Genomic DNA, 19,673 nt, shown 5'->3' on the forward strand with positions numbered 1-19,673 from the left:
CCTTGGCGCTGTCCACCCGGGGGGTGATCATCGCCGGGGTGGTCACCGGACTCGTGTTCGCCGCGGTCGCCGGCGGCAAGGGGATGAAGGACCAGTCCGCCGCCAGGTCCTCCGTCGTCCCCAGGCGGATCGACATCCCGGCGCTGCACCTCAAGGCCCCCCTGATGAAGCTCGGCCTGTCCGACGAAGGCGACGTCGAATTGCCGCCGTTCGACAAGCCGTCCACCGCGGGCTGGTACACGGGAAGCGCCGTGCCGGGCGACCCCGGCGCCTCCGTGATCATCGGCCACGTGGACACCAAGACCGCTCCCGCCGTCTTCTACCGGCTGCGCGACCTGCGCCAGGGAGAGGTCGTGAAGGTGGTGCGCAGCGACGGCAAGACCGCCTCCTACCGGGTCGACTCGGTGGAGCGCGTGCCGAAGGACGAGTTCCCGGCCGAGCGCGTCTACACCGAGGACGGCCTGCGCCTGATCACCTGCGGGGGGAACTTCGACTGGTCGCGGCACGAGTACCGCGACAACGTCATCGTCTACGCCTCCCTGATCCGCGCCGCCTGACGCCGTTCCGGCGCCGAATGGGCCGAGTGGGCCGGGACCGTCGCGGCGACGAGGACGAACGGCCCGGGCCGGTGTGGTCGTCCGCCTCCGCACAGCGACTACGCTTGACCTCCGTGCTTGTCTTGGCCTTCGACACCGCCACTCCCGCCGTCACCGCCGCGCTCTACGACGGCGAGCGCGTGGTGGCGGAGTCGACGACGATCGACGCGCGGCGGCACGGGGAACTCCTCGCACCCGCCGTCGAGCACGTCCTGCGCGAATCCGGCGCGACGCTCAGGGACGTCACCGCCATCGTCGCCGGGACCGGCCCCGGGCCGTACACCGGCCTGCGGGTCGGCCTGATGACGGCGACGGCGCTGGCCATGACCGCCGGTGTGCCGGCGTTCGGAGTGTGCACGCTCGACGCGATCGCGTACGCCGCGCGGGAGAGCGGGCCGTTCCTCGTCGCGACAGACGCGCGGCGCAAGGAGGTCTTCTGGGCGCGGTACGGCGACCCGCGCACGCGGCTCGACGGGCCGCGCGTGGACCGGCCGCACGACCTGCCCGGGGAGCTGCCCGTGATCGGCGCGGGCGGCGCCATGTACGCCGACGTCATCGGCGCCGATCGGGTGCGGGGTCCCGAACATCCTTCGGCCGGAGCGCTCGCGGCCCTGGCGGCCGAGCACCTCGCGACGCTGAGCGAGGAGGAGGCGGCGCAGATCGCCCGGGTGCCCGAGGGACGCGTGGATTCGGTCGAGAAGGCGCGGGAGCTGGCCGTGCTCGGCCCGCCGCGGCCCATCTACCTGCGGCGTCCCGACGCGCAGGTGCCGGGAGCGCCGAAGCGGGTGACGGCGTGATCCGCCGCGGGGGGACGTCGTGAGGCAGGCCGAGGTCGTGCTGCGCCGGATGACCCGCGAGGATCTGCCCGTCGTGATGGAGATCGAGCGCACCACCTTCCCCGCGGACGCCTGGAGCGAGGCCATGATGCGCGGCGAGCTGGCCGACCAGCCGCGCACCCGGCACTACGTCGTCGCCGAGGTCGGCGACCGGGTCGTGGGGTACGCCGGCCTGGCGGCGGCGGGCGACCAGGCCGACGTCCAGACGATCGCGGTCCTCGCCGATCACCGGCGCGCCGGCATCGGGACCGCGCTGATGGACGAACTGCTCACCGAGGCCGCACGGCGCGGCGCGGCCTCGGTGTTCCTGGAGGTGCGCGCCGACAACCCGCCCGCGCAGGCGATGTACGAGCGGTTCGGCTTCCGGCGGCTGGGCCTGCGACGGCGCTACTACGACGACGGCACCGACGCCATCACGATGGTGAAGGACCTCGGGCCGCAACACGGAGATCTGGGGGGCGGGGCATGAGCGAGCCGATCGTGCTGGGGATCGAGACCTCCTGCGACGAGACGGGCGTGGGCATCGTCCGCGGCCACACGCTGCTGGCCAACACCATCGCCTCCAGCATGGACGAGCACGCCCGCTTCGGCGGCGTGGTCCCCGAGGTGGCCTCGCGGGCCCACCTGGAGGCGATGACGCCCACGGTCGAAGGCGCGCTGGCCGCCGCGGGGCTGCGCTTCTCCGACATCGACGCGGTCGCCGTCACCGCGGGCCCCGGCCTCGCGGGTGCGCTGCTCGTCGGCGTGGCCGCCGCCAAGGCGTACGCGCTGGGGCTCGGCGTCCCGCTCTACGGGGTCAACCACCTCGCCGCGCACGTCGCCGTGGACCAGCTGGAGCACGGCCCGCTGCCCAAGCCGTCGATCGCGCTGCTGGTCTCGGGAGGGCACTCCTCGCTGCTCCTGGTGCCCGACGTGGCGCGGGACGTGATCTCGCTCGGGTCCACCGTGGACGACGCGGCCGGGGAGGCGTTCGACAAGGTGGCCCGCGTGCTCGGGCTGCCGTTCCCCGGCGGGCCGCACATCGACCGGGCCGCCCGCGAGGGCTCGGGCGCGGCGGTGGCGTTCCCGCGCGGCAAGTACGACGACGGCACCCTCGACTTCTCCTTCTCGGGACTGAAGACGGCCGTGGCGCGGTGGGTCGAGGCCCGCGAGGCGGCGGGCGAGACGGTGCCCGTGGCCGACGTCGCCGCGTCGTTCCAGGAGGCGGTCGTGGACGTGCTCACCCGCAAGGCCCTGCAGGCGTGCGCCCGCTACGACGTGAAGGACCTGCTGATCGGGGGCGGTGTGGCCGCCAACTCCCGGCTGCGCGCCCTGGCCCAGGAGCGCTGTGACGCGGCCGGGGTGCGCCTGCGGGTGCCGCGGCCCGGCCTGTGCACCGACAACGGCGCGATGGTGGCGGCGCTCGGCGCGGACCTGGTGGCGGCGGGCGCCAAGCCCTCCACCCTGGAGATCCCCGCCGACTCGTCGCTGCCGATCACCGTCGTCAACGTCTGATCGCCGCCGCCCCGCGCGCCTGTGTCGTCCGTCGCGGCGACTGTCCGCTCGCGGCGACAGGGGCGCAGGGGCGGCGTGTGCGGGTCTCGGCCGGCGTGACCGCGGGTGGTTCTCAGTCGGCCTGGCCGTGGGGGGTCTCAGTCCGCGTGGCCGCGGGCGGGGCGCAGGAGGACCTCGGCGAGCGCCAGCATGGTCTCCTCCAGGGCGGCGAGCCGCCGGGCCACGTCGCCCCGCGCCGGTTCCATGGCGCGGGTGACCGCGTCCGAGACGGTCTCGGCGATCTGCTCGCGGTCGGGCCTGCTGCGCACCGCGTCCGCGAGGGGCACGACGGCCCCCGCCGCCAGGGTGAGGTCGGCGTTCATGCCCGCGATGGTGGTGCTCATCTCGTCCACGCCGGCGGCGACGTCCCCGACGCCGGCGCCCAGCGCGGTCACCCTGGCGTCCATGCCCTCGACGGCGTGACCGAGGCCGGCCACGGTGCCGCGCAGTTCCCCGATGCCGAGCTCGGCGGGCAGGCTCCCGACGCGCTCGCCGACCGCCTCGACCCCGTTCTCCACCGCCTCGATCCGGCCCCCGACCGAGTCCAGCCGTTCGACGACGACGGCCTCCAGCCGCTCGGTGCGCTCGGTGAGCGCGGCGAGAACCTTGTCGATCCGGGTGAACCGCCCGGCGGCGGCCTCCATGCTTCCCTGGAACTTGCCGAGCCGGTGCGCGACGTCCGCCATCCGGTCGGCGAGACCCTGGGTCCTGCCGCCGACCTCGTCCACGTGGTCGCGCAGCAGCTCCATGTGCTGGGCCAGCCCCTCCGCCCATGCGGGCGGCCTGACCGTCATGTCGTCGAGCCGCTGGGTGATCGCCTCGAGTGCCACGCCGAGGCCGCCCAGCTCACGCTCGCGCACCTCGCGCAGGAGCCATTCCATGCCCTCCAGCCGCTGGCGGATCTCGTCGAGCACGGCGCCCTGCGTCCGCTGCTCGTAGACGTGGTCCTGGGCCGCACGGGCGAGCAGTTCGCGCATCCGGTCGGAGATGGCGGTCTGGCTGCCCGCCTGGAGGAGGTTGTGGCTGGAATGCTCCACCGAGAATGCTCCTTCACTCGCCGAAACATCGGTTCGGCCCGGTCTCGCGCAGATGAACGAACAGGCGGCACGCCCGACGGCCAACTTTAGGCCCTGACCCGCGGCCATCAGGCGTGGAATGAGAAAGGCGGTAATTGCCGGTGTATTGTTCCGATTTCACCCGTCTGTGCTGGTCACGGGCTGACACAGCAGGGCGAACGGCCGTTCCTCGATGCGGGTGAGCACGATCACGACGGAATTGCCGCCGGAAAGCCGCAGATCCTTGCGCAGCCGTTCGACGTCGACGGCGGACCCGCGCTTCTTGACGGTGACCGCGCCGACGCGCCGTTCGCGCAGCACCGCTCTCAGCCGTTTGAGCGAGAACGGCATGACGTCGGTCACCTCGTAGCAGGGCGCCCAGTCCGTGCGTACGAGACGGTCGCTCGTGATGTAGGCGATTCGCGGATCGAGGAGGCGGCCCGACACGAGGGCGGCGACCTCGGCCACAAGGTGGGCCCGCACCGCGGCGCCGTCGGGCTCGTAGAGGTAACGGCTCACCGGCCCGGTCTCCGCCTCCGCGCCGGACGCCGTGAGCGTGGCCCCGGACGGCAGCAGGGTGGCGCGCCGGCCGCCGGCCCCCATCCCGGTCCAGATCGCGGCCTCCTTCACCTCGCCGCGGTACGACACCCACTCGGCCTCGGCGCCCTCCGGGATGAACTCGTACGGGATGCCGGGGGCCACCTTCAGACAGGCCGCCGGGGCGCGGGCCACCAGGTCGAGCACGACCGGCCACGTGGGGGAGTACGCCATCGGGTCGAAGGTCCGTCCCCTCGCCCCCCTTCTGGCGGGGTCGGCGAACAGCAGGCCGTAGCGGCCGGGGTCGGCCAGCGCGGCGTCGCCCGTGCGGACGCCGGCCAGGGAGGACAGGCCGAGCGCCGCCGCGTTGGCGCGGGCGATCTCCACGGTCAGCGGGTCGAGGTCCAGGGCGTCCACCCGGCAGCCCGCCCTCGCCAGCGCGAGCAGGTCCCCACCGATCCCGCAGCAGACGTCCAGCACGGCAGGGCCGCCGTCCGGTTCTCCGGCAGCCCGGATTCTGGTTGCGCGGTGTGCGGCGACCTCGGGGCGCGTGGCCTGCTCAAGCCCGTGGGGGGTGAAGTACATGACCGCGGCGTCGGGGCCGAACTTGGCCTCGGCCCGCCGTCGCAGCGACGCCTGGGTGAGCGCCGCCGCCGCCAGATCCGCCGGGTGGTTGCGGCGCAGCGCGCTCGCGGCGGCCACGGGGTCGGCGCCGTCGGCGAGTATCTTCACGGCCTCGTCCAGGGCCCCGCGCCCGGCGGGCGTGAGCAGCGTGCGGAAGGCGTCCAGGTCCACGCCCGCGACGCTACCGCCTGCCCGGCGCGCACGTCGGCCCCGCGGTCAGCAGGAGCCGACGTCGCCGAGCGAGGTGAGCAGCTTGCAGAGCAGTCCGGACAGCTGGGCCCGGTCCTCGCCGGTGAGGCCGGACAGCAGCCGGTCCTCGTTGGCCACGTGACCCTCCAGCAGGGCGTCGACCACAGCCCGGCCCTCGTCGGTGAGGGTGATCAGGACCATGCGGCGGTTGGACGGCGAGACCTCCCGGTGCACCAGGCCTCTGGCGACGAGGCGGTCCACCCGGTTGGTGAGCGCCGCGGAGCTGACCATCGCGGCCGTGGCGAGATCGCTCATGCAGAGCCGGTGATCGGGGTTGGACCGGAAGAGGGTCGCGAGCACGTCGAACTCCCACGGTTCGAGGTCGTGTCCGGCGAAGTACTCCTTGATGCCCTTCTCCAGCAGGCGCGACGCGCGGGAGATCCGCCCGGCCACTCCCATCGCCGAGCAGTCCACGTCCGGGCGCACCCGGGCCCACTGGCCGAGGATCTGGTCGACGGCGTCGTTGCCGGCGGTGTCCTTCGTGAGGGGTTCGTTCGTGAGGGTGTCGTTCATAGCGCGCGCGGCCTGGGTCCTCCTCGCCGCTCCTCCTCCACAGGTCATGGTAACCGACGCTTCGACGTTGAAATGTAAGCAGGGGATGCGCTAGCTTCTGCGTCGAACAGTCAAGCATCGAAGTGTTCGAGGTGGAAAAGATGAAGGTCCTGGTGCTCGGCGCGACGGGGTACATCGGTTCGGCGCTGGCGGAGCGCCTCGGCGAACGCGGCCACGAGGTGGTCGCGCTCGCCCGGCCGAGGGCCCGCGACACCGCCGTACCGGGTGAGGTGCGCCACGGCGACCTCCACGAACCCGAGACCCTGAAGAAGGCGGTGACGCCGGACATCGACGTCGTCGTGCACGCCGCCAACCCCACCGGGGACGAGGAGGTGGACGTCGCGGCGATCGAGGCGCTGGCCGGAGGGGGCGCCCGGCTCGTCTACACCAGCGGCGTCTGGGTGCTCGGCACCACGACCGAGGCGGCGGGCGAGGACGCGCCGGTCAACCCCATCACGGCCTCCCGCTACCGGCCGCGGGTGGAAAAGCTGGTGCTGGACGCGGGCGGCGTGGTCGTCAGGCCCGGCGTCGTGTACGGCCGGGGCGCCGGCATCCCCACGGTGCTCACCGCCCCGGGGCAGGAGGACGGCCGGTACGTCCACGCGGGCGGCCCGGTGCCGACCTGGGCGACCGTGCACGTCGACGACCTGGCGGACCTGCTCGTGCTCGCGATCGAGCGGGCGGCGCCGGGGAGCCTCTTCCACGCCGTCGCCGAGGAGGCGGTGAGCGTCGCCGACGTGGCGGCGGCCGCGGGCCGTACGGGGAAGGCCGTGCCGTGGCCGATCGACGAGGCGAGCGAGGCGCTCGGCCGCCCGTTCGCCGAGGGGCTGGCCCTGAGCCAGGTGGTGAGCGGCGACCTCGCCAGGAAGGTCCTCGGCTGGCAGCCGAGCCGCCCCGGCATCGTCGACGACGTCCGCTCCGGCTCGTACGCCTCGCGCGCCTGACCGTCCCCGGAGGAGGCGCCGGTCCGGCGGAAGGGGCGGCGGTGACGCCGGCGCGGCGGACGGCTGAACGACTGATCTCGGGCGCGTTGCCGCGAGATGCGTCTGACCTGCGATGCCGGTTCGTGTTGACTGTCACGCGCCACTTGCATACTGTTTCGTGTTGGCACTCTCCCATCGAGAGTGCCAACAGCGACGAGACAGGTCTGACACCCGCGACGGCAGGCCGCTGGTCGCCTCTTCAGCTCATTCATCGCAATCTGAAGGGGAGGTCCGATCGTGACGACCGCCACCAAGGTTCCCGTTAAGCCGCTTGGCGACCGCATCGTGGTCCAGCCGCTTGAGGCCGAGCAGACCACCGCCTCCGGCCTGGTCATCCCGGACACCGCCAAGGAGAAGCCGCAGGAGGGCCGTGTCCTCGCTGTGGGTCCGGGCAACTGGGACGAGGACGGCGAGAAGCGCATTCCGCTCGACGTCAAGGAGGGCGACGTCGTCCTCTACAGCAAGTACGGCGGCACCGAGGTCAAGTACGGCGGCGAGGAGTACCTGGTGCTCTCGGCCCGCGACGTGCTCGCCATCATCGAGAAGTAGGCCGCGCCGGCTTGTGGAGCCCCGGGACCACGTGCCCGGGGCTCCGCGCGCTCACAAGGAGACCTGAATGCCGAAGATCCTGGAGTTCGAAGAGGACGCGCGGCGCGCTCTCGAGCGTGGTGTGAACGCTCTCGCCGACGCCGTCAAGGTGACGCTCGGCCCCCGTGGCCGCAACGTCGTCATCGACAAGAAGTTCGGTGCCCCGACGATCACGAACGACGGTGTGACCATCGCTCGCGAGGTCGAGCTGGACAAGCCGTACGAGAACCTTGGCGCCCAGCTCGCCAAGGAAGTGGCGACCAAGACCAACGACATCGCGGGTGACGGCACCACCACCGCGACCGTCCTGGCCCAGGCCATGGTCCGCGAGGGCCTGCGCAACGTGGCCGCCGGCGCGCAGCCGCTCGGCCTCAAGCGCGGCATCGACAAGGCCGCGCAGGCCGTCAGCGAGCGGCTGCTCGGCAGCGCCCGCCACGTCGAGGACAAGAAGGAGATCGCCAACGTCGCGACGATCTCCGCGCAGGACGCGAAGATCGGCGGCCTGATCGCCGAGGCGTTCGACAAGGTGGGCAAGGACGGTGTCATCACCGTCGAGGAGTCCAACGCGATGGGCCTGGAGCTGGAGTTCACCGAGGGCCTCCAGTTCGACAAGGGCTACCTGTCGCACTACATGGTGACCGACTCCGAGCGCATGGAGGCGGTCCTCGAGGACCCCTACATCCTCATCACCCAGGGCAAGATCTCCTCCATCGCGGACTTCCTGCCGCTGCTGGAGAAGGTCGCCCAGAGCAAGCGCCAGCTGCTGGTCATCGCCGAGGACGTCGAGGGCGAGGCCCTGGCCGTCCTGGTGACCAACAAGATCCGCGGCACCTTCACCTCCGTCGCCGTCAAGGCCCCCGGCTTCGGCGACCGTCGCAAGGCGATGCTGCAGGACATCGCCATCCTCACCGGCGGCCAGGTCGTCAGCGAGGAGGTCGGCCTCAAGCTGGAGCACGTCGGCCTCGAGGTGCTCGGCACGGCCCGCCGCGTCGTGGTCAACAAGGACACCACCACGATCGTGGACGGTGCCGGCGACGCCCAGGCGATCGAGGACCGCGTCCGCGAGATCAAGGTCGCCATCGAGCAGTCCGACTCCGACTGGGACCGCGAGAAGCTCCAGGAGCGTCTCGCGAAGCTGGCCGGCGGTGTGTGCGTGCTGCGTGTCGGCGCCGCCACCGAGGTGGAGCTCAAGGAGAAGAAGCACCGCCTCGAGGACGCGATCTCCGCGACCCGCGCCGCGATCGAGGAGGGCATCGTCTCCGGCGGTGGCTCCGCGCTCGTGCACGTGTCCAAGGAGCTCGACGACCTGGGCCTGACCGGCGACGAGGCCACCGGTGTCTCGATCGTCCGCAAGGCGCTGATCGAGCCCGCCCGCTGGATCGCCGAGAACGCGGGCATGGAGGGCTACGTCGTCACCACCAAGATCGCCGCGATGAACGCCGGTGAGGGCCTCAACGCCGCCACCGGCGAGTACGGCGACCTGGTGGGCCAGGGCGTCATCGACCCCGTCAAGGTGACCCGCTCGGCCGTGCAGAACGCCGCGTCCATCGCCGGCATGCTGCTCACCACCGAGGCCCTCGTCGTGGACAAGCCCGAGGAGGAGGCTCCGGCCGCCAACGGCGGTCACGGCCACGGCCACGGTCACGGCCACTGATCCCGCGCCTTCCGCGCATCGCGCCCCGCGCCCGCCCGCAAGGGTGGACCGCGGGGCGCATGCTTTTCCGGCCCCGCCCGTCCCGTACGCGGAGCGGCCGACGGAGGCGAAGCCGGTTCGCGGGCAATGCGAACGACCCGCATGCTTCTTTTTCCGTGTCAAGCCGTCAGGCGTATATCCCTCGTTTTGGGCATTCCGGTTGGAATGTTCCAACGGACGAGTGATCAGTTGATTACGGAACGTTATCGACGCGTCAATGTGACCAATCCGTAGCCGTTAACCATGACGACATGAACGATCGCGACGGGCATCATGCCTAACGTGACCGAGGGATGCGTCGCCGACGCCGCAACTGGGGTAAGGCTTGCGACGAGATCGGATGAGCCCGACCTCAGGGAACTGACCAGCCTTGCCGTACAGGGAGATCGCACCGCGATCGAATCACTGCTGGGACATCTGCGCCCGATGGTGGTCCGCTACTGCAGGGCTCGACTGGGCAGGGTGTCCGGTCAGTACCACATCGCCGACGACGTGGCCCAGGAGGTGTGCATCGCGGTGCTGTCGGCGCTGCCGCGCTACCGCGACATGGGCCGCCCGTTCGCCTCGTTCGTCTTCGGCATCGCCTCCCACAAGGTGGCCGACGCCCTGCGCAGCTCGGTCCGCTCGGCCGTGCCGACGCAGGACCTGCCGGACGGACCCGACGAGGGCCCCGGGCCGGAGGAGACGGTGGTGCGCTACATCGAGGCGCAGCACGCCCGCGACCTGCTCGCCCGGCTCCCGGACACGCAACGCGAGCTCCTCATTCTGCGGGTGGTCTCGGGCCTGTCCGCCGAGGAGACGGGTAATGTACTCGGCATGTCACCAGGTGCCGTCCGGGTCGCGCAGCATCGTGCGCTCGCCAGGCTCAGGCAGCTGGCCGAGCTGGAGTCGATTGCGTGACCACGAAACGTCGTCGTACGGCTCGCCACCTCGGGTCGTACGGCGATGCCGACGTGGAGGGCGAAGTACTGCGGACGGACGCCGTCCTCGACGCGCTCGCCCGCCGCGAGCCGGTCGGCGGCACGGACGCCGCCGTCCGGTTGCTCGGCGCGCTCGTGGCCGACGTGGACAGTCAGCGGCTCTCCTCCGTGTCGATCACGCCGTCCACGTAACCCCGGGCGTACTCCCAGCTGACGTAGTCGGCCGGGTCGGGCTGGTAGGCCGGCTCGTGGACCTGCGGCCGGCCGTTGTCGATCATCTGGCGCAGGTTGCCGCGCAGCAGGTCCCAGTCGAAGTAGTGCTGTTCGCCGCACTCCGGGCAGTCGAGGACCAGACCGAGCACGCCCTGGGGTTCGAGCAGGGAACGGAAGACCTCCACGTCGGCGAGATCGGTCAGCGCCTCGTCGCGTTCCGCGAGCGTCAGCGGCTCCACGTCGTCGGGCGCTCCAAGCTCCGCCGCGGGGTCGTTGGGGTCATCCGCGAACGGGTCGCGGGGGACGTCTTCCAGCACGCATCCCACCTTATGACCACGGCCCCCTCCACGAGGATAAGTGCGCCTCATCCGCTCGTCGGGCCGTGCCCCGCGACGCGGGCGTCACAGCCAGCCGCGGCGGGCGGCCTCCACCCCGGCGTGGAAGCGGGACTGGGCCCCCAGCTCCGACATCGCCTCGGCGAACCTCGCGCGCACTGTGCGTACGGAGACCCCGAGGTGGCGGGCGATGGCGTCGTCGGACAGGCCGTGCGCGGCCAGCCGCAGCACCTGCAGGGCGTTGTTGTGCGGGGAGATCGGCGCGGCCCGGGCCCACAGCTCCTCGAACAGCGCCCGCAGCGCCCCCACGGCCACCGGGGCGTGGACCAGGTAGCAGTTGTAGGAGTGCTCGGGCAGCGGAACGCCCCACTCGGCGGGCAGCCCGGCGGTGCCGTCGCCGAGCGCGAAGAACCAGCTCGGCACCGCGTCGAGGGCGCGCAGCCCCGCGCCCGCCGCCGAGAACCGTGCGCACACCTCCCGCATGGCCGGCGCGGACACGGCGTCGAGCGCGACGACCATCCGTGGGCGCAGGATGCCGTCCGCGGCGGCCTGGATCCACTGGGCGCCGTACCCGTCCGCGAACCTGACCATGGTGCGGCGGTCCGGCACGGCCATCACCAGCTCCGCGGGGGGCGCCTGCAGGGCGAGGCCGATCACGCTCTCGCAGAGCTCGTCCGCGCCGCTCACCGGCTCGACAGAGAAGCGCCCGCTGCGCCAGTCGCGGCCCGCGTCGTAGTGGTGGGTCAGGCGGCCCGCCGCGGCCAGCACCTCGTCGATCTGGCGGGTCTCCCGGGCCATGCGATCCAGCCTCTCGGCCACCAGTCGCCCGATCGTCGCGGCCGGATGCAGGGCGAGGAACTCCTCCCGCCGCCGGTTCACCGCGCCGAGCCGTACGAGCCCGTCCAGGGCGTCGAGCACCTCCTCGGCGGGCCGGTCGACCGCCTCGGCCAGTTCGGTCAGCGTGGCGCGATGCAGTCGCAGCACGGCCGTGTAGAGGGCCGCCTGGTCGTGGGAGAGGCCGAGGCTTTCGAACGGGTCGGCCTGGGAGGCGGCGTTGCGCGTCGTACTCATGCTCGCTCCGTCGGTGGTCGCACTGGTCGCGGCGTGCTGATCGCATCGGTCGCACTGGTCCTCGGGATCGCTGGACCACTGGCGCACTGGTCCACGGGATCGCCGATCCCTGGCGAAAACGTTTCCGGCGTTCGGTGCGCCGACTTCCGCTCCATCCCCGCCCTCGCTACGGGTCGCGAGAATAGCTCGGATTTTCCGCGCTGTCCGTGCCCTTCACACATTTGGCAGAGCCGAGTGTGGCGGCTTTTGTATGGATGTGACGGTTCGCATTTGTTTCGGGAGTAGTTTCGAAAGACAGGAAATGCATCTTTGTGCAGTTGCACGTTACGCCATTGCGCGAGGACGCTGCGTGACGCATTCTTGACCCAGCGTTAGCCGGGAACGCCTCGTCTGCCGGGCGCGGAGGGGGGCTCGACGGGCGGGGCGGGCGCGACGCGGGGAAGTGGGGGGACCGGAAGCCGGTCCCCCCACTTTTTGTGTCCTCCCCCTTGACAGGTCTGCCGGATGCGGTTTGGGGCGCCCATTAGACTGACCTCGGGTCTGGCGAGGGACCCGCACGGCAGGAGGGGTGCAACAGATGGCCAAGTTCACCGAACCGGGACTCACGTTCGACGACGTGCTCCTCGTTCCCGCCTATTCGGACCTGCAGCCGGGGGAGGCGGACACCACGACGCGGCTGTCCCGCACCATCACGCTGCGCATCCCGCTGGTGTCGGCCGCGATGGACACGGTCACCGAGGCGCGCATGGCGGTCGCCATGGCCCGGCAGGGCGGCATCGGCATCCTGCACCGCAACCTCTCGATCGACGAGCAGGCGCAGCAGGTCGACCTGGTCAAGCGGTCGGAGGCGGGGATGGTGACCAACCCCGTCACCTGCTCTCCCGAGGACACCCTCGCCGACGTCGAGCGGCTGTGCGCGACCTACCGGATCTCCGGCGTCCCGGTGACCGACGCGGACGGCGTGCTCGTGGGCATCGTCACCAACCGCGACATGCGGTTCGAGAGCGACCAGAGCAGGGCCGTGCGCGACGTCATGACCCCGATGCCGCTGGTGACGGCGCCGGTGGGCGTCGACCGCGACGAGGCGTTCCGGCTGCTGCGGCAGAACAAGGTCGAAAAGCTCCCGTTGGTGGACGAGGCCGGCCGCCTGCAGGGCCTCATCACGGTCAAGGACTTCACCAAGAGCGAGCAGTACCCGATCGCGACCAAGGACGCCGACGGCCGCCTGATGGTCGGCGCGGCGGTGGGCGTCGCGGGCGACGCCGAGGAGCGCGCCATGACGCTGATCGAGGCGGGCGCGGACGTCATCATCGTCGACACCGCCCACGGGCACTCGCGCGGCGTGTGCGACATGATCGCCAAGATCAAGGCCAACGGCCGGGTGGACGTCATCGGCGGCAACGTCGCCACCCGCGCGGGCGCGCAGGCGCTGGTCGACGCGGGCGCCGACGCGGTCAAGGTGGGCGTCGGGCCCGGCTCGATCTGCACCACCCGGGTCGTGGCGGGCGTGGGCGCCCCGCAGCTCACCGCCATCTACGAGGCCGCGCTGGCGTGCGGCCCGGCCGGCGTCCCGGTCATCGGCGACGGCGGCCTGCAGTACTCGGGCGACATCGCCAAGGCGCTGGCCGCGGGGGCCGACACGGTCATGCTCGGCTCGCTGCTGGCCGGCTGCGAGGAGTCGCCCGGTGAGCTGATCTTCATCAACGGCAAGCAGTTCAAGTCGTACCGGGGCATGGGGTCGCTGGGCGCGGTGCGCAACCGCGAGCGCGGCGGCGCGTCGTTCAGCAAGGACAGGTACGCGCAGGCCGACGTGTCCGGGGAGGACAAGTACATCCCCGAGGGCATCGAGGGCCAGGTGCCCTACCGCGGCCCGGTCGCGGCGGTGGCCCACCAGCTGGTCGGCGGCCTGCGGCAGGGCATGTGGTACACCGGCTCCCGGACGATCCAGGAGCTGCACGAGAAGGCGCAGCTCATGCCGATCACCGCGGCCGGGCTCAAGGAGAGCCACCCGCATGACATCCAGATGACGGTCGAGGCTCCGAACTACCACGGGCGATAGTTCGTACCGGAAGAAACGGAAAGAACAGGCGATATGACACAGGTGGAGATCGGGCGCGGCAAGAGCGGGCGGCGTGCCTACGCGCTGGACGAGATCGGCATCGTGCCCTCCCGGCGCACCCGCGACCCGGAGGAGGTGTCGATCTCCTGGCAGATCGACGCCTACCGATTCGACTCTCCGCTCGTGGCGAGCCCGATGGACAGCGTCGTGTCGCCGCAGACGGCCATCGAGATCGGGCGCCTGGGCGGCCTCGGCGTGCTCGACCTCGAAGGGCTGTGGACCCGCTACGAGGACCCGGCGCCGCTGCTGGAGGAGGTCGCCACCCTCGACACGGCCGCCGCGACCCGGCGGCTGCAGGAGATCTACACCGCGCCGATCAAGGACGAGCTGATCGGCCGGCGCATCGAGGAGATCCGCGCCGCCGGCGTCACGACCGCCGTACGGCTGTCGCCGCAGCGCACCGTGCAGCACCACAAGGCCGTGATCGACGCGGGCGTGGACATCTTCGTGATCCGCGGCACGACGGTCTCCGCCGAGCACGTCTCCGGCCGGGCCGAGCCGCTCAACCTCAAGCAGTTCATCTACGAGCTCGACGTCCCGGTGATCGTGGGCGGCTGCGCGACGTACACCGCGGCGCTGCACCTCATGCGGACCGGCGCGGCCGGCGTGCTGGTCGGGTTCGGCGGCGGCGCCTCGCACACCACCCGCAACGTGCTGGGCGTGGTCGTGCCGATGGCCACCGCGATCTCCGACGTGGCCGCGGCCCGCCGCGACTACATGGACGAGTCGGGCGGCCGCTACGTCCACGTCATCGCCGACGGCGGCATGGGCGGCTCCGGCGACATCGCCAAGGCGATCGCCTGCGGCGCCGACGCCGTCATGGTGGGCTCGCCCCTCGCGCGGGCCAGCGAGGCCCCCGGCCGCGGGTTCCACTGGGGGTCGGAGGCCCACCACCCCGAGCTGCCGCGCGGCAAGCGGGTCGAGTTCGGCACGATCGGCACGCTGCGGGAGATCCTGCACGGTCCGTCGTCGCTGGCCGACGGCTCGATGAACCTGCTCGGCGCACTGCGCCGCACGATGGCCACCGCCGGCTACTCCGACCTCAAGGAGTTCCAGCGCGTCGAGGTGGTCGTCGCCCCGCCGCAGCGCTGAGCCGTCGCCGGGAAGGGCCGGGCCGCAGGGCCCGGCCCCCCTTCGGACACCCGGCCCCGCGTCAGCGGCCGCGCGGGGTCACCAGGCCGGATTCGTAGGCGAAGACCACCAGCTGCGCGCGGTCACGGGCGTGCAGCTTGGCCATGGCCCGGTTGATATGGGTTTTGGCGGTCATCGGGCTGATCACCATCCGGGCTGCGATCTGGTCGTTGGACAGCCCGTGGGCGACCAGTGCGACGGCCTCGCGTTCGCGGTTGGTCAGTTCCTCCAGCTCCACGCCGGCGCCCGGATGGAGCGGCTGGGTGACGAACCGGTCGATCAGCCTGCGGGTGACCGACGGCGCGAGCAGGGCGTCACCGCGCGCGGCGACGCGTACGGCGTGCAGGAAGTCCTCCGGCACGATGTCCTTGACGAGGAAGCCGGCGGCGCCGGCGCGCAGCGCGTCGAAGACGTGCTCGTCCAGCCCGTAGTTGGTGAGGATGACGACGTGCACCCCGGCCAGGGCCGGGTCCGCGGCGATACGCCGGGTCGCCTCGATGCCGTCGACGACCGGCATCTGGATGTCGATGAGAGCGATGTCGGGCAGGTGTTCCCTGACCAGTGCCAGGCCCTCCACCCCGTCGCCGGCCTCGGCGACCACCTCGATGTCGTCTTCGAGGTCGAGAAGCGCGCGGAATCCGCTGCGCAGGAGCGGCTGGTCGTCGACCAGCAGGACCCGGATCACGGCGTCCGGTCCACCGGGAGTTCGGCGTGGACGGTGAAGCCGCCCTCGCCGCGCGGCTCCGCGCGCAGGCGACCGCCGAGGGCGGTGACCCGTTCGCGCATCCCGAGCAGCCCGACACCGGGCACGGGCGCGGCGTCGGGAGTGGCCTTTCCATCGTCGTCGACCTGTATGACCAGGGCGTCGGGACGGTGGTCGATCCGGACCGCCGCGGTGGTGGCGCACGCATGCCGGGCGACGTTGGTCAGTGACTCCTGGACGATCCGGTACGCGGTCCGGTCCACCGCGGCCGGCACGCCGTCCCGGTGTCCCTCGATCGTCAGCGTCGCGTCCAGACCGGTCGCCCGGGCCCGTCGCACCAGGTCCGGGACGTGGTCGAGCCCACGTATCGGGTTCACGCCGTCGTCGCGCAGCGCCTCCAGAGTCGCCCGCAGCTCGCGGGCCGCCTCACGACCGGCCTCCCGGATCGCCAGCAGGGCCTCCGGCACCTGTTCACCCCGCCTGCGGGCCACGTGGACGGCGACCTCGGCCTGCACCTTGATCACCGAGATCTGGTGGGTCAGCGAATCGTGCAGCTCCCGCGCGATGTGCAGCCGCTCCTCGTCCGCCCGGCGCCGCGCGGTCTCCTCACGGGTGCGCTCGGCCTCGTCCGCCCGGCGCTCGGCCTGCCGCAGCGCCTCACCCGCCGCGCCGGCCGCGATCAGCCAGGCCAGCTCCAGGGCGCCGCGGGCCTGGGCGAGCGCCGCGCCCGTGTCGTGCAGGCCCGAGGCCATCGCCGCGAGGGGGAGGGCGACCAGCATCGTCACACTCGCCGCCACCGTGACGACGCGGTGTCCTGCCCGCATCGCGGCGTACACCGCGAACAGGTACGCGACGGCGGGCACGTCGAAGCCGGCCGCCTGGTAACCCACCGCGCACAGCCCGGTCACGGCCAGGACGGGAACCGGCGCCCTGCGGCCCGCGGCCAGTGCCAGGCCGCCGGCGACCAGCAGGGTGTAGCCGACCGGGTCGAGGTCCGTCGCGGCATGCTGCTTGGACAGCCCGGTGACCAGCAGCGCCGCCGTCACGCAGACGGCGATCGCCCAGTCTGTGACACCGGCCCGGACTGTCCTCATGCGCGCACCCTAGCCGGATGTGCGCATGGGCGGCTCCTCCGCGCGGGTGATAGGCGGCCTACCGCACCCGCGGTACTTCCACGGCTCCTGCCGCGTCCGCGGCAGCCGGGTGCGGCACCGGCGGCAGCGCCGATCGCCCGCTCGCGGCGGACGACCGGCGGCGGGTCCGGCGGACACGATCAGGTGATGTCCCCGTCGTAGGAGGAGAGCACCTCATGTCCGTCCATCATCTGCCTGCCGCCGCCGCGAACGCCCTGCACGTGGCTCAGTCCGCCGGCGTCGGCGCCTACACCCTGACCGCCGGACGTCTGTGGGCCATGGCGGCCATGCTGCTGGGGCTGGCCGGCGTGGTCGTCGGCGGGCTGGCGCTGGCCCGCTCCGCCGGCCGGATCCGTATCGGCGACGCGAGACGCGGGGCCGTCGTGGCCCTGGTGGCCGGGCTGGCCGGCGCGGTCGTCGGCGGGCTGGTCGTGGCCGCCGCCGACGGTGGTCCCGGCACCGGCTACGGAATAGTCGGGGGCTACTTCGCCCTGGTGGTGGGGCTGGCCGGCGTGGTCGTCGGCGGGCTGGCGCTGACCCGATCCCGCCGAACCGGCTGACCGGCCAGGACGGCTCGCCCGATGCCCAGGACGGGCCTTGGGCCGGTGCGGCTAGGAAGGCCGGCGGACCCAGGCGCCGCGCTTCATCACGCCGCCCACGCGCAGGTCGTCGTCGAGCACCACGAGATCGGCGTACTTGCCGACCGTGATCGAGCCGATCTCGCCGTCCAGCCCGAGGACGCGGGCGGGGGTGAGCGAGGCCATCAGCGCGGCGTCCACCAGCGAGCGCCCCACCTCCCGCACGGTGCGGCGGAAGGCCACGTCCATCGTGAGCGTGCTGCCGGCGATCGAGCCCCCTCCGGGGGTGTCGGAGGCGAGCCTGGCCACCCCGTCCACGACGTCGACGGTCATCGGGCCGAGCGGGTAGCGCCCGTCGCCCATGCCCGCCGCCGCCATCGCGTCGGTGATCAGCGCCGTACGGCCCGGGCCCGCGGCGTGCATGGCCAGGCGCAGCATCGCCGGATGGACGTGGACGCCGTCGTTGATCAGTTCGACGGTCACCCGCTCGTCCTGGAGCAGGGCGGCGATCGGTCCGGGTGCGCGGTGGCCGAGCGGCGGCATCGCGTTGTAGAGGTGGGTGGCCACGCTGGCCCCGGCGTCGATCCCCTCGATCGTCTGCTCGTAGGTCGCGTCGCTGTGGCCCAGCGCGGAGACGACGCCCTCGGCGGCGGCGTCCCTGATCACGTCGAGCGCGTTCGGCAGCTCGGGCGCGATCGTCAGCATCCGGACGTGGCCCCGCCCGGCCTTCACCAGCGCCCGGAACTCCGCCACGTCGGGCTCGCGCAGCAGCGTGGGCTCGTGCGCGCCGCAGCGCGACCTGGCGATGTAGGGCCCCTCGAAGTGGATGCCGGCGAGCAGGCCCTGCTCGCACAGGTCGGCGAGCGTCGCGGCGGCCCGCGCGAGCGTGTCGGGCGCGGCGGTGACGAGGCTCGCCACGAGGGTGGTCGAGCCGCGGCTGAGATGGAAGGCCGCGACCGCGGCGGCGGTCTCCGGGTCGCCGTCGGGGAAGCTCCCGCCGGCGCCGCCGTGGCTGTGGATGTCGACGAAGCCGGGGACGACGGTGCGCCCGCTCAGGCCGTGCCCGTCGCGCGGGGCCTGCCCGCGCCCGATGTGGGTGATCCTGCCGTCCTCGATGGTGAGCCAGCCGTCGTGGACGCCGTCGGCAGTGACGACGCGGGCATCGGAGAGAGTCACGCTCATGCCGCCATCCTCCCGCGTACGGCGCGTGCCCGCCGCTCCGGGTCCGGTGGCTCCCCGCCGTACGCGGGAGTGCGCCGATAGGACGGTCATCACAGCAAAAAGCGCCCATTGGACCGATAAGCCCTCAAGGGACGTGAATAACGGCCGAAAAGCTATAGCCCGCTTACGAGGGGAACCGGAAAGAGCACGTCACGCGCCCAGGGGACGGCATGTCGCGGCACTCGGCGCACGTCAGGGGGCATCGATCGAAAATCCGGATCATTCCCCCGAGAAACCCTGTACATGACAGGTAAGTCAGAGGTAAGAACTAACGGTGGTAAATCCGCGTGCGAACTATGGGGTGGACGCCCCCGGCGTGCTGGCCGGACTGACCCTGGGCGGCATCGCCGAGCTGGCACTCGCCGCCGTGCTCTTCGGGATCGGCTGGCCGATCCCGGCCGTCGTGCTCCTCGTGGGCGGGGTCGCGCTGGTCGTGGGCGCGGCGCTGTTCGCGAACACCACTCTTCGCGGCAAGTTCGCGGTCTGGGACGCCGAACTCGACCGGCTCGGGTTGACGGGGGACGAGCAGGTCCTCGACCTGGGCTGCGGCCGCGGCCTGGTGCTGCTCAAGGCCGCGGCGCGGCTGTCGTCCGGCAGGGCCACCGGCATCGACCTGTGGTCGGCCAAGGACCAGTCGGGCAACAGCCAGGACGCCACCTGGGCCAACGCGCGCGCGGAGGGGGTCGCCGACCGGATCGACCTGGTCACCGGTGACATGCGCGACCTCCCGTTCGACGACGCCGCGTTCGACCTGGTCGTCTCCAGCCTCGCGATCCACAACATCCCCCAGGAGGAGGGCCGCGCGGAGGCGGTGCGCGAGGCCTTCCGCGTGCTCAAACCGGGCGGCCTGCTGCGGATCGCCGACTTCCGCAACGCCCGCCGGTACGCCGAGGTGCTCAGGGAGTGCGGCGCCGCCGACGTCGAGGTCTACGACCTCGGCTGGAGGTTCTGGTACGGCGGGCCGCACGCCCGTACGTCGATGGTCGCCTGCACGCGTCCCTGA

General features: G+C 72.2%; 21 protein-coding genes. 13 read left to right on the plus strand and 8 right to left on the minus strand.

What is annotated here, in order from left to right; translation table 11 throughout:
• The first annotated feature begins 2 nt into the window (after nt 1-2).
• From ABZ860_RS07485 to tsaD, 4 genes are all read left to right on the plus strand, one after another.
• Nucleotides 3-557 (plus strand): class F sortase, encoded by a 555-nt coding sequence (locus ABZ860_RS07485; RefSeq protein WP_357216433.1) that lies wholly within the window; start codon nt 3-5, stop codon nt 555-557.
• Between the two features lie 113 nt (nt 558-670).
• A complete protein-coding gene (gene tsaB / locus ABZ860_RS07490) occupies nt 671-1,393 on the plus strand; it encodes a tRNA (adenosine(37)-N6)-threonylcarbamoyltransferase complex dimerization subunit type 1 TsaB (RefSeq protein ID WP_357216436.1) in 723 nt (240 codons plus the stop codon).
• A gap of 19 nt (nt 1,394-1,412) precedes the next feature.
• Nucleotides 1,413-1,901, plus strand: coding sequence for a ribosomal protein S18-alanine N-acetyltransferase (gene rimI / locus ABZ860_RS07495; RefSeq protein WP_357216438.1), 489 nt, complete (start codon nt 1,413-1,415; stop codon nt 1,899-1,901).
• The gene (tsaD, locus tag ABZ860_RS07500; RefSeq protein WP_357216441.1) at nt 1,898-2,926 is read left to right on the plus strand and encodes a tRNA (adenosine(37)-N6)-threonylcarbamoyltransferase complex transferase subunit TsaD; all 1,029 of its coding nucleotides are present in this window, start codon (nt 1,898-1,900) and stop codon (nt 2,924-2,926) included. Before rimI ends, tsaD begins: the two co-directional genes overlap by 4 nt.
• 137 nt (nt 2,927-3,063) lie before the next feature.
• On the opposite strand, the gene ABZ860_RS07505 is transcribed toward tsaD, so the two are convergent.
• The 3 genes from ABZ860_RS07505 to ABZ860_RS07515 all read right to left on the minus strand — a co-directional run bounded on the left by ABZ860_RS07505 (nt 3,064) and on the right by ABZ860_RS07515 (nt 5,943).
• Nucleotides 3,064-4,002 carry a hypothetical protein gene (locus ABZ860_RS07505; protein WP_357216444.1) on the minus strand — a complete coding sequence of 313 codons (939 nt, stop codon included), beginning with the start codon at nt 4,000-4,002 and terminating at the stop codon, nt 3,064-3,066.
• A 156-nt stretch (nt 4,003-4,158) separates the two neighbouring features.
• Entirely contained in the window at nt 4,159-5,352 is a 1,194-nt protein-coding gene (locus ABZ860_RS07510) for a methyltransferase domain-containing protein (RefSeq protein ID WP_357216447.1), read from the minus strand.
• Between the two features lie 45 nt (nt 5,353-5,397).
• Nucleotides 5,398-5,943 (minus strand): MarR family transcriptional regulator, encoded by a 546-nt coding sequence (locus ABZ860_RS07515; protein ID WP_357216449.1) that lies wholly within the window; start codon nt 5,941-5,943, stop codon nt 5,398-5,400.
• 140 nt (nt 5,944-6,083) lie between these two features.
• Here ABZ860_RS07515 and ABZ860_RS07520 point away from each other — a divergent pair, with 140 nt between their 5' ends.
• The 5 genes from ABZ860_RS07520 to ABZ860_RS07540 all read left to right on the plus strand — a co-directional run bounded on the left by ABZ860_RS07520 (nt 6,084) and on the right by ABZ860_RS07540 (nt 10,358).
• Nucleotides 6,084-6,926 carry an NAD-dependent epimerase/dehydratase family protein gene (locus ABZ860_RS07520; RefSeq protein WP_357216451.1) on the plus strand — a complete coding sequence of 281 codons (843 nt, stop codon included), beginning with the start codon at nt 6,084-6,086 and terminating at the stop codon, nt 6,924-6,926.
• A gap of 273 nt (nt 6,927-7,199) precedes the next feature.
• Nucleotides 7,200-7,514: a co-chaperone GroES gene (gene groES, locus ABZ860_RS07525; RefSeq protein WP_111699864.1), complete on the plus strand. Its 315-nt coding sequence runs from the start codon at nt 7,200-7,202 to the stop codon at nt 7,512-7,514.
• A gap of 67 nt (nt 7,515-7,581) precedes the next feature.
• Nucleotides 7,582-9,207, plus strand: a complete 1,626-nt coding sequence (gene groL, locus ABZ860_RS07530) for a chaperonin GroEL (protein ID WP_357216453.1) — start codon at nt 7,582-7,584, stop codon at nt 9,205-9,207.
• A gap of 312 nt (nt 9,208-9,519) precedes the next feature.
• On the plus strand, nt 9,520-10,146 hold the full coding sequence (locus ABZ860_RS07535; protein WP_030508385.1) for a sigma-70 family RNA polymerase sigma factor: 627 nt from the start codon (nt 9,520-9,522) through the stop codon (nt 10,144-10,146).
• Complete coding sequence (locus ABZ860_RS07540; RefSeq protein WP_357216454.1) at nt 10,143-10,358, plus strand: anti-sigma-D factor RsdA; 216 nt, start codon at nt 10,143-10,145, stop codon at nt 10,356-10,358. The genes ABZ860_RS07535 and ABZ860_RS07540 overlap by 4 nt, the downstream gene beginning before the upstream one ends.
• On the opposite strand, the gene ABZ860_RS07545 is transcribed toward ABZ860_RS07540, so the two are convergent.
• Both ABZ860_RS07545 and ABZ860_RS07550 read right to left on the minus strand, forming a co-directional pair.
• On the minus strand, nt 10,319-10,696 hold the full coding sequence (locus ABZ860_RS07545) for a DUF5319 domain-containing protein (protein ID WP_030508386.1): 378 nt from the start codon (nt 10,694-10,696) through the stop codon (nt 10,319-10,321). The two genes, ABZ860_RS07540 and ABZ860_RS07545, sit on opposite strands and share 40 nt — an antisense overlap.
• An 84-nt stretch (nt 10,697-10,780) precedes the next feature.
• A complete protein-coding gene (locus ABZ860_RS07550; protein ID WP_357216457.1) occupies nt 10,781-11,785 on the minus strand; it encodes a helix-turn-helix domain-containing protein in 1,005 nt (334 codons plus the stop codon).
• Between the two features lie 577 nt (nt 11,786-12,362).
• Between ABZ860_RS07550 and guaB the strand changes: the two genes are divergently transcribed.
• Entirely contained in the window at nt 12,363-13,844 is a 1,482-nt protein-coding gene (gene guaB / locus ABZ860_RS07555) for an IMP dehydrogenase (RefSeq protein WP_357216460.1), read from the plus strand.
• 33 nt (nt 13,845-13,877) lie between these two features.
• Complete coding sequence (locus ABZ860_RS07560; RefSeq protein WP_357216463.1) at nt 13,878-14,996, plus strand: GuaB3 family IMP dehydrogenase-related protein; 1,119 nt, start codon at nt 13,878-13,880, stop codon at nt 14,994-14,996.
• 61 nt (nt 14,997-15,057) lie between these two features.
• Here the strand turns inward: ABZ860_RS07560 and ABZ860_RS07565 are convergent, their stop codons facing one another.
• Nucleotides 15,058-15,720: a response regulator transcription factor gene (locus ABZ860_RS07565; protein ID WP_357216466.1), complete on the minus strand. Its 663-nt coding sequence runs from the start codon at nt 15,718-15,720 to the stop codon at nt 15,058-15,060.
• Nucleotides 15,717-16,832: a histidine kinase gene (locus ABZ860_RS07570; protein ID WP_357216469.1), complete on the minus strand. Its 1,116-nt coding sequence runs from the start codon at nt 16,830-16,832 to the stop codon at nt 15,717-15,719. The genes ABZ860_RS07565 and ABZ860_RS07570 overlap by 4 nt, the downstream gene beginning before the upstream one ends.
• Nucleotides 16,833-17,047: 215 nt before the next feature.
• Here ABZ860_RS07570 and ABZ860_RS07575 point away from each other — a divergent pair, with 215 nt between their 5' ends.
• Nucleotides 17,048-17,431, plus strand: coding sequence for a DUF6223 family protein (locus ABZ860_RS07575; protein WP_357216471.1), 384 nt, complete (start codon nt 17,048-17,050; stop codon nt 17,429-17,431).
• A gap of 51 nt (nt 17,432-17,482) precedes the next feature.
• Here ABZ860_RS07575 and nagA read toward each other — a convergent pair whose 3' ends face one another.
• Nucleotides 17,483-18,631: an N-acetylglucosamine-6-phosphate deacetylase gene (gene nagA, locus ABZ860_RS07580; RefSeq protein ID WP_357216474.1), complete on the minus strand. Its 1,149-nt coding sequence runs from the start codon at nt 18,629-18,631 to the stop codon at nt 17,483-17,485.
• A 313-nt stretch (nt 18,632-18,944) separates the two neighbouring features.
• Here nagA and ABZ860_RS07585 point away from each other — a divergent pair, with 313 nt between their 5' ends.
• The gene (locus ABZ860_RS07585) at nt 18,945-19,673 is read left to right on the plus strand and encodes a class I SAM-dependent methyltransferase (RefSeq protein WP_357216476.1); all 729 of its coding nucleotides are present in this window, start codon (nt 18,945-18,947) and stop codon (nt 19,671-19,673) included.

Source organism: Microbispora sp. NPDC046973, assembly GCF_040644495.1.
Taxonomy (GTDB): Bacteria; Actinomycetota; Actinomycetes; order Streptosporangiales; family Streptosporangiaceae; genus Microbispora.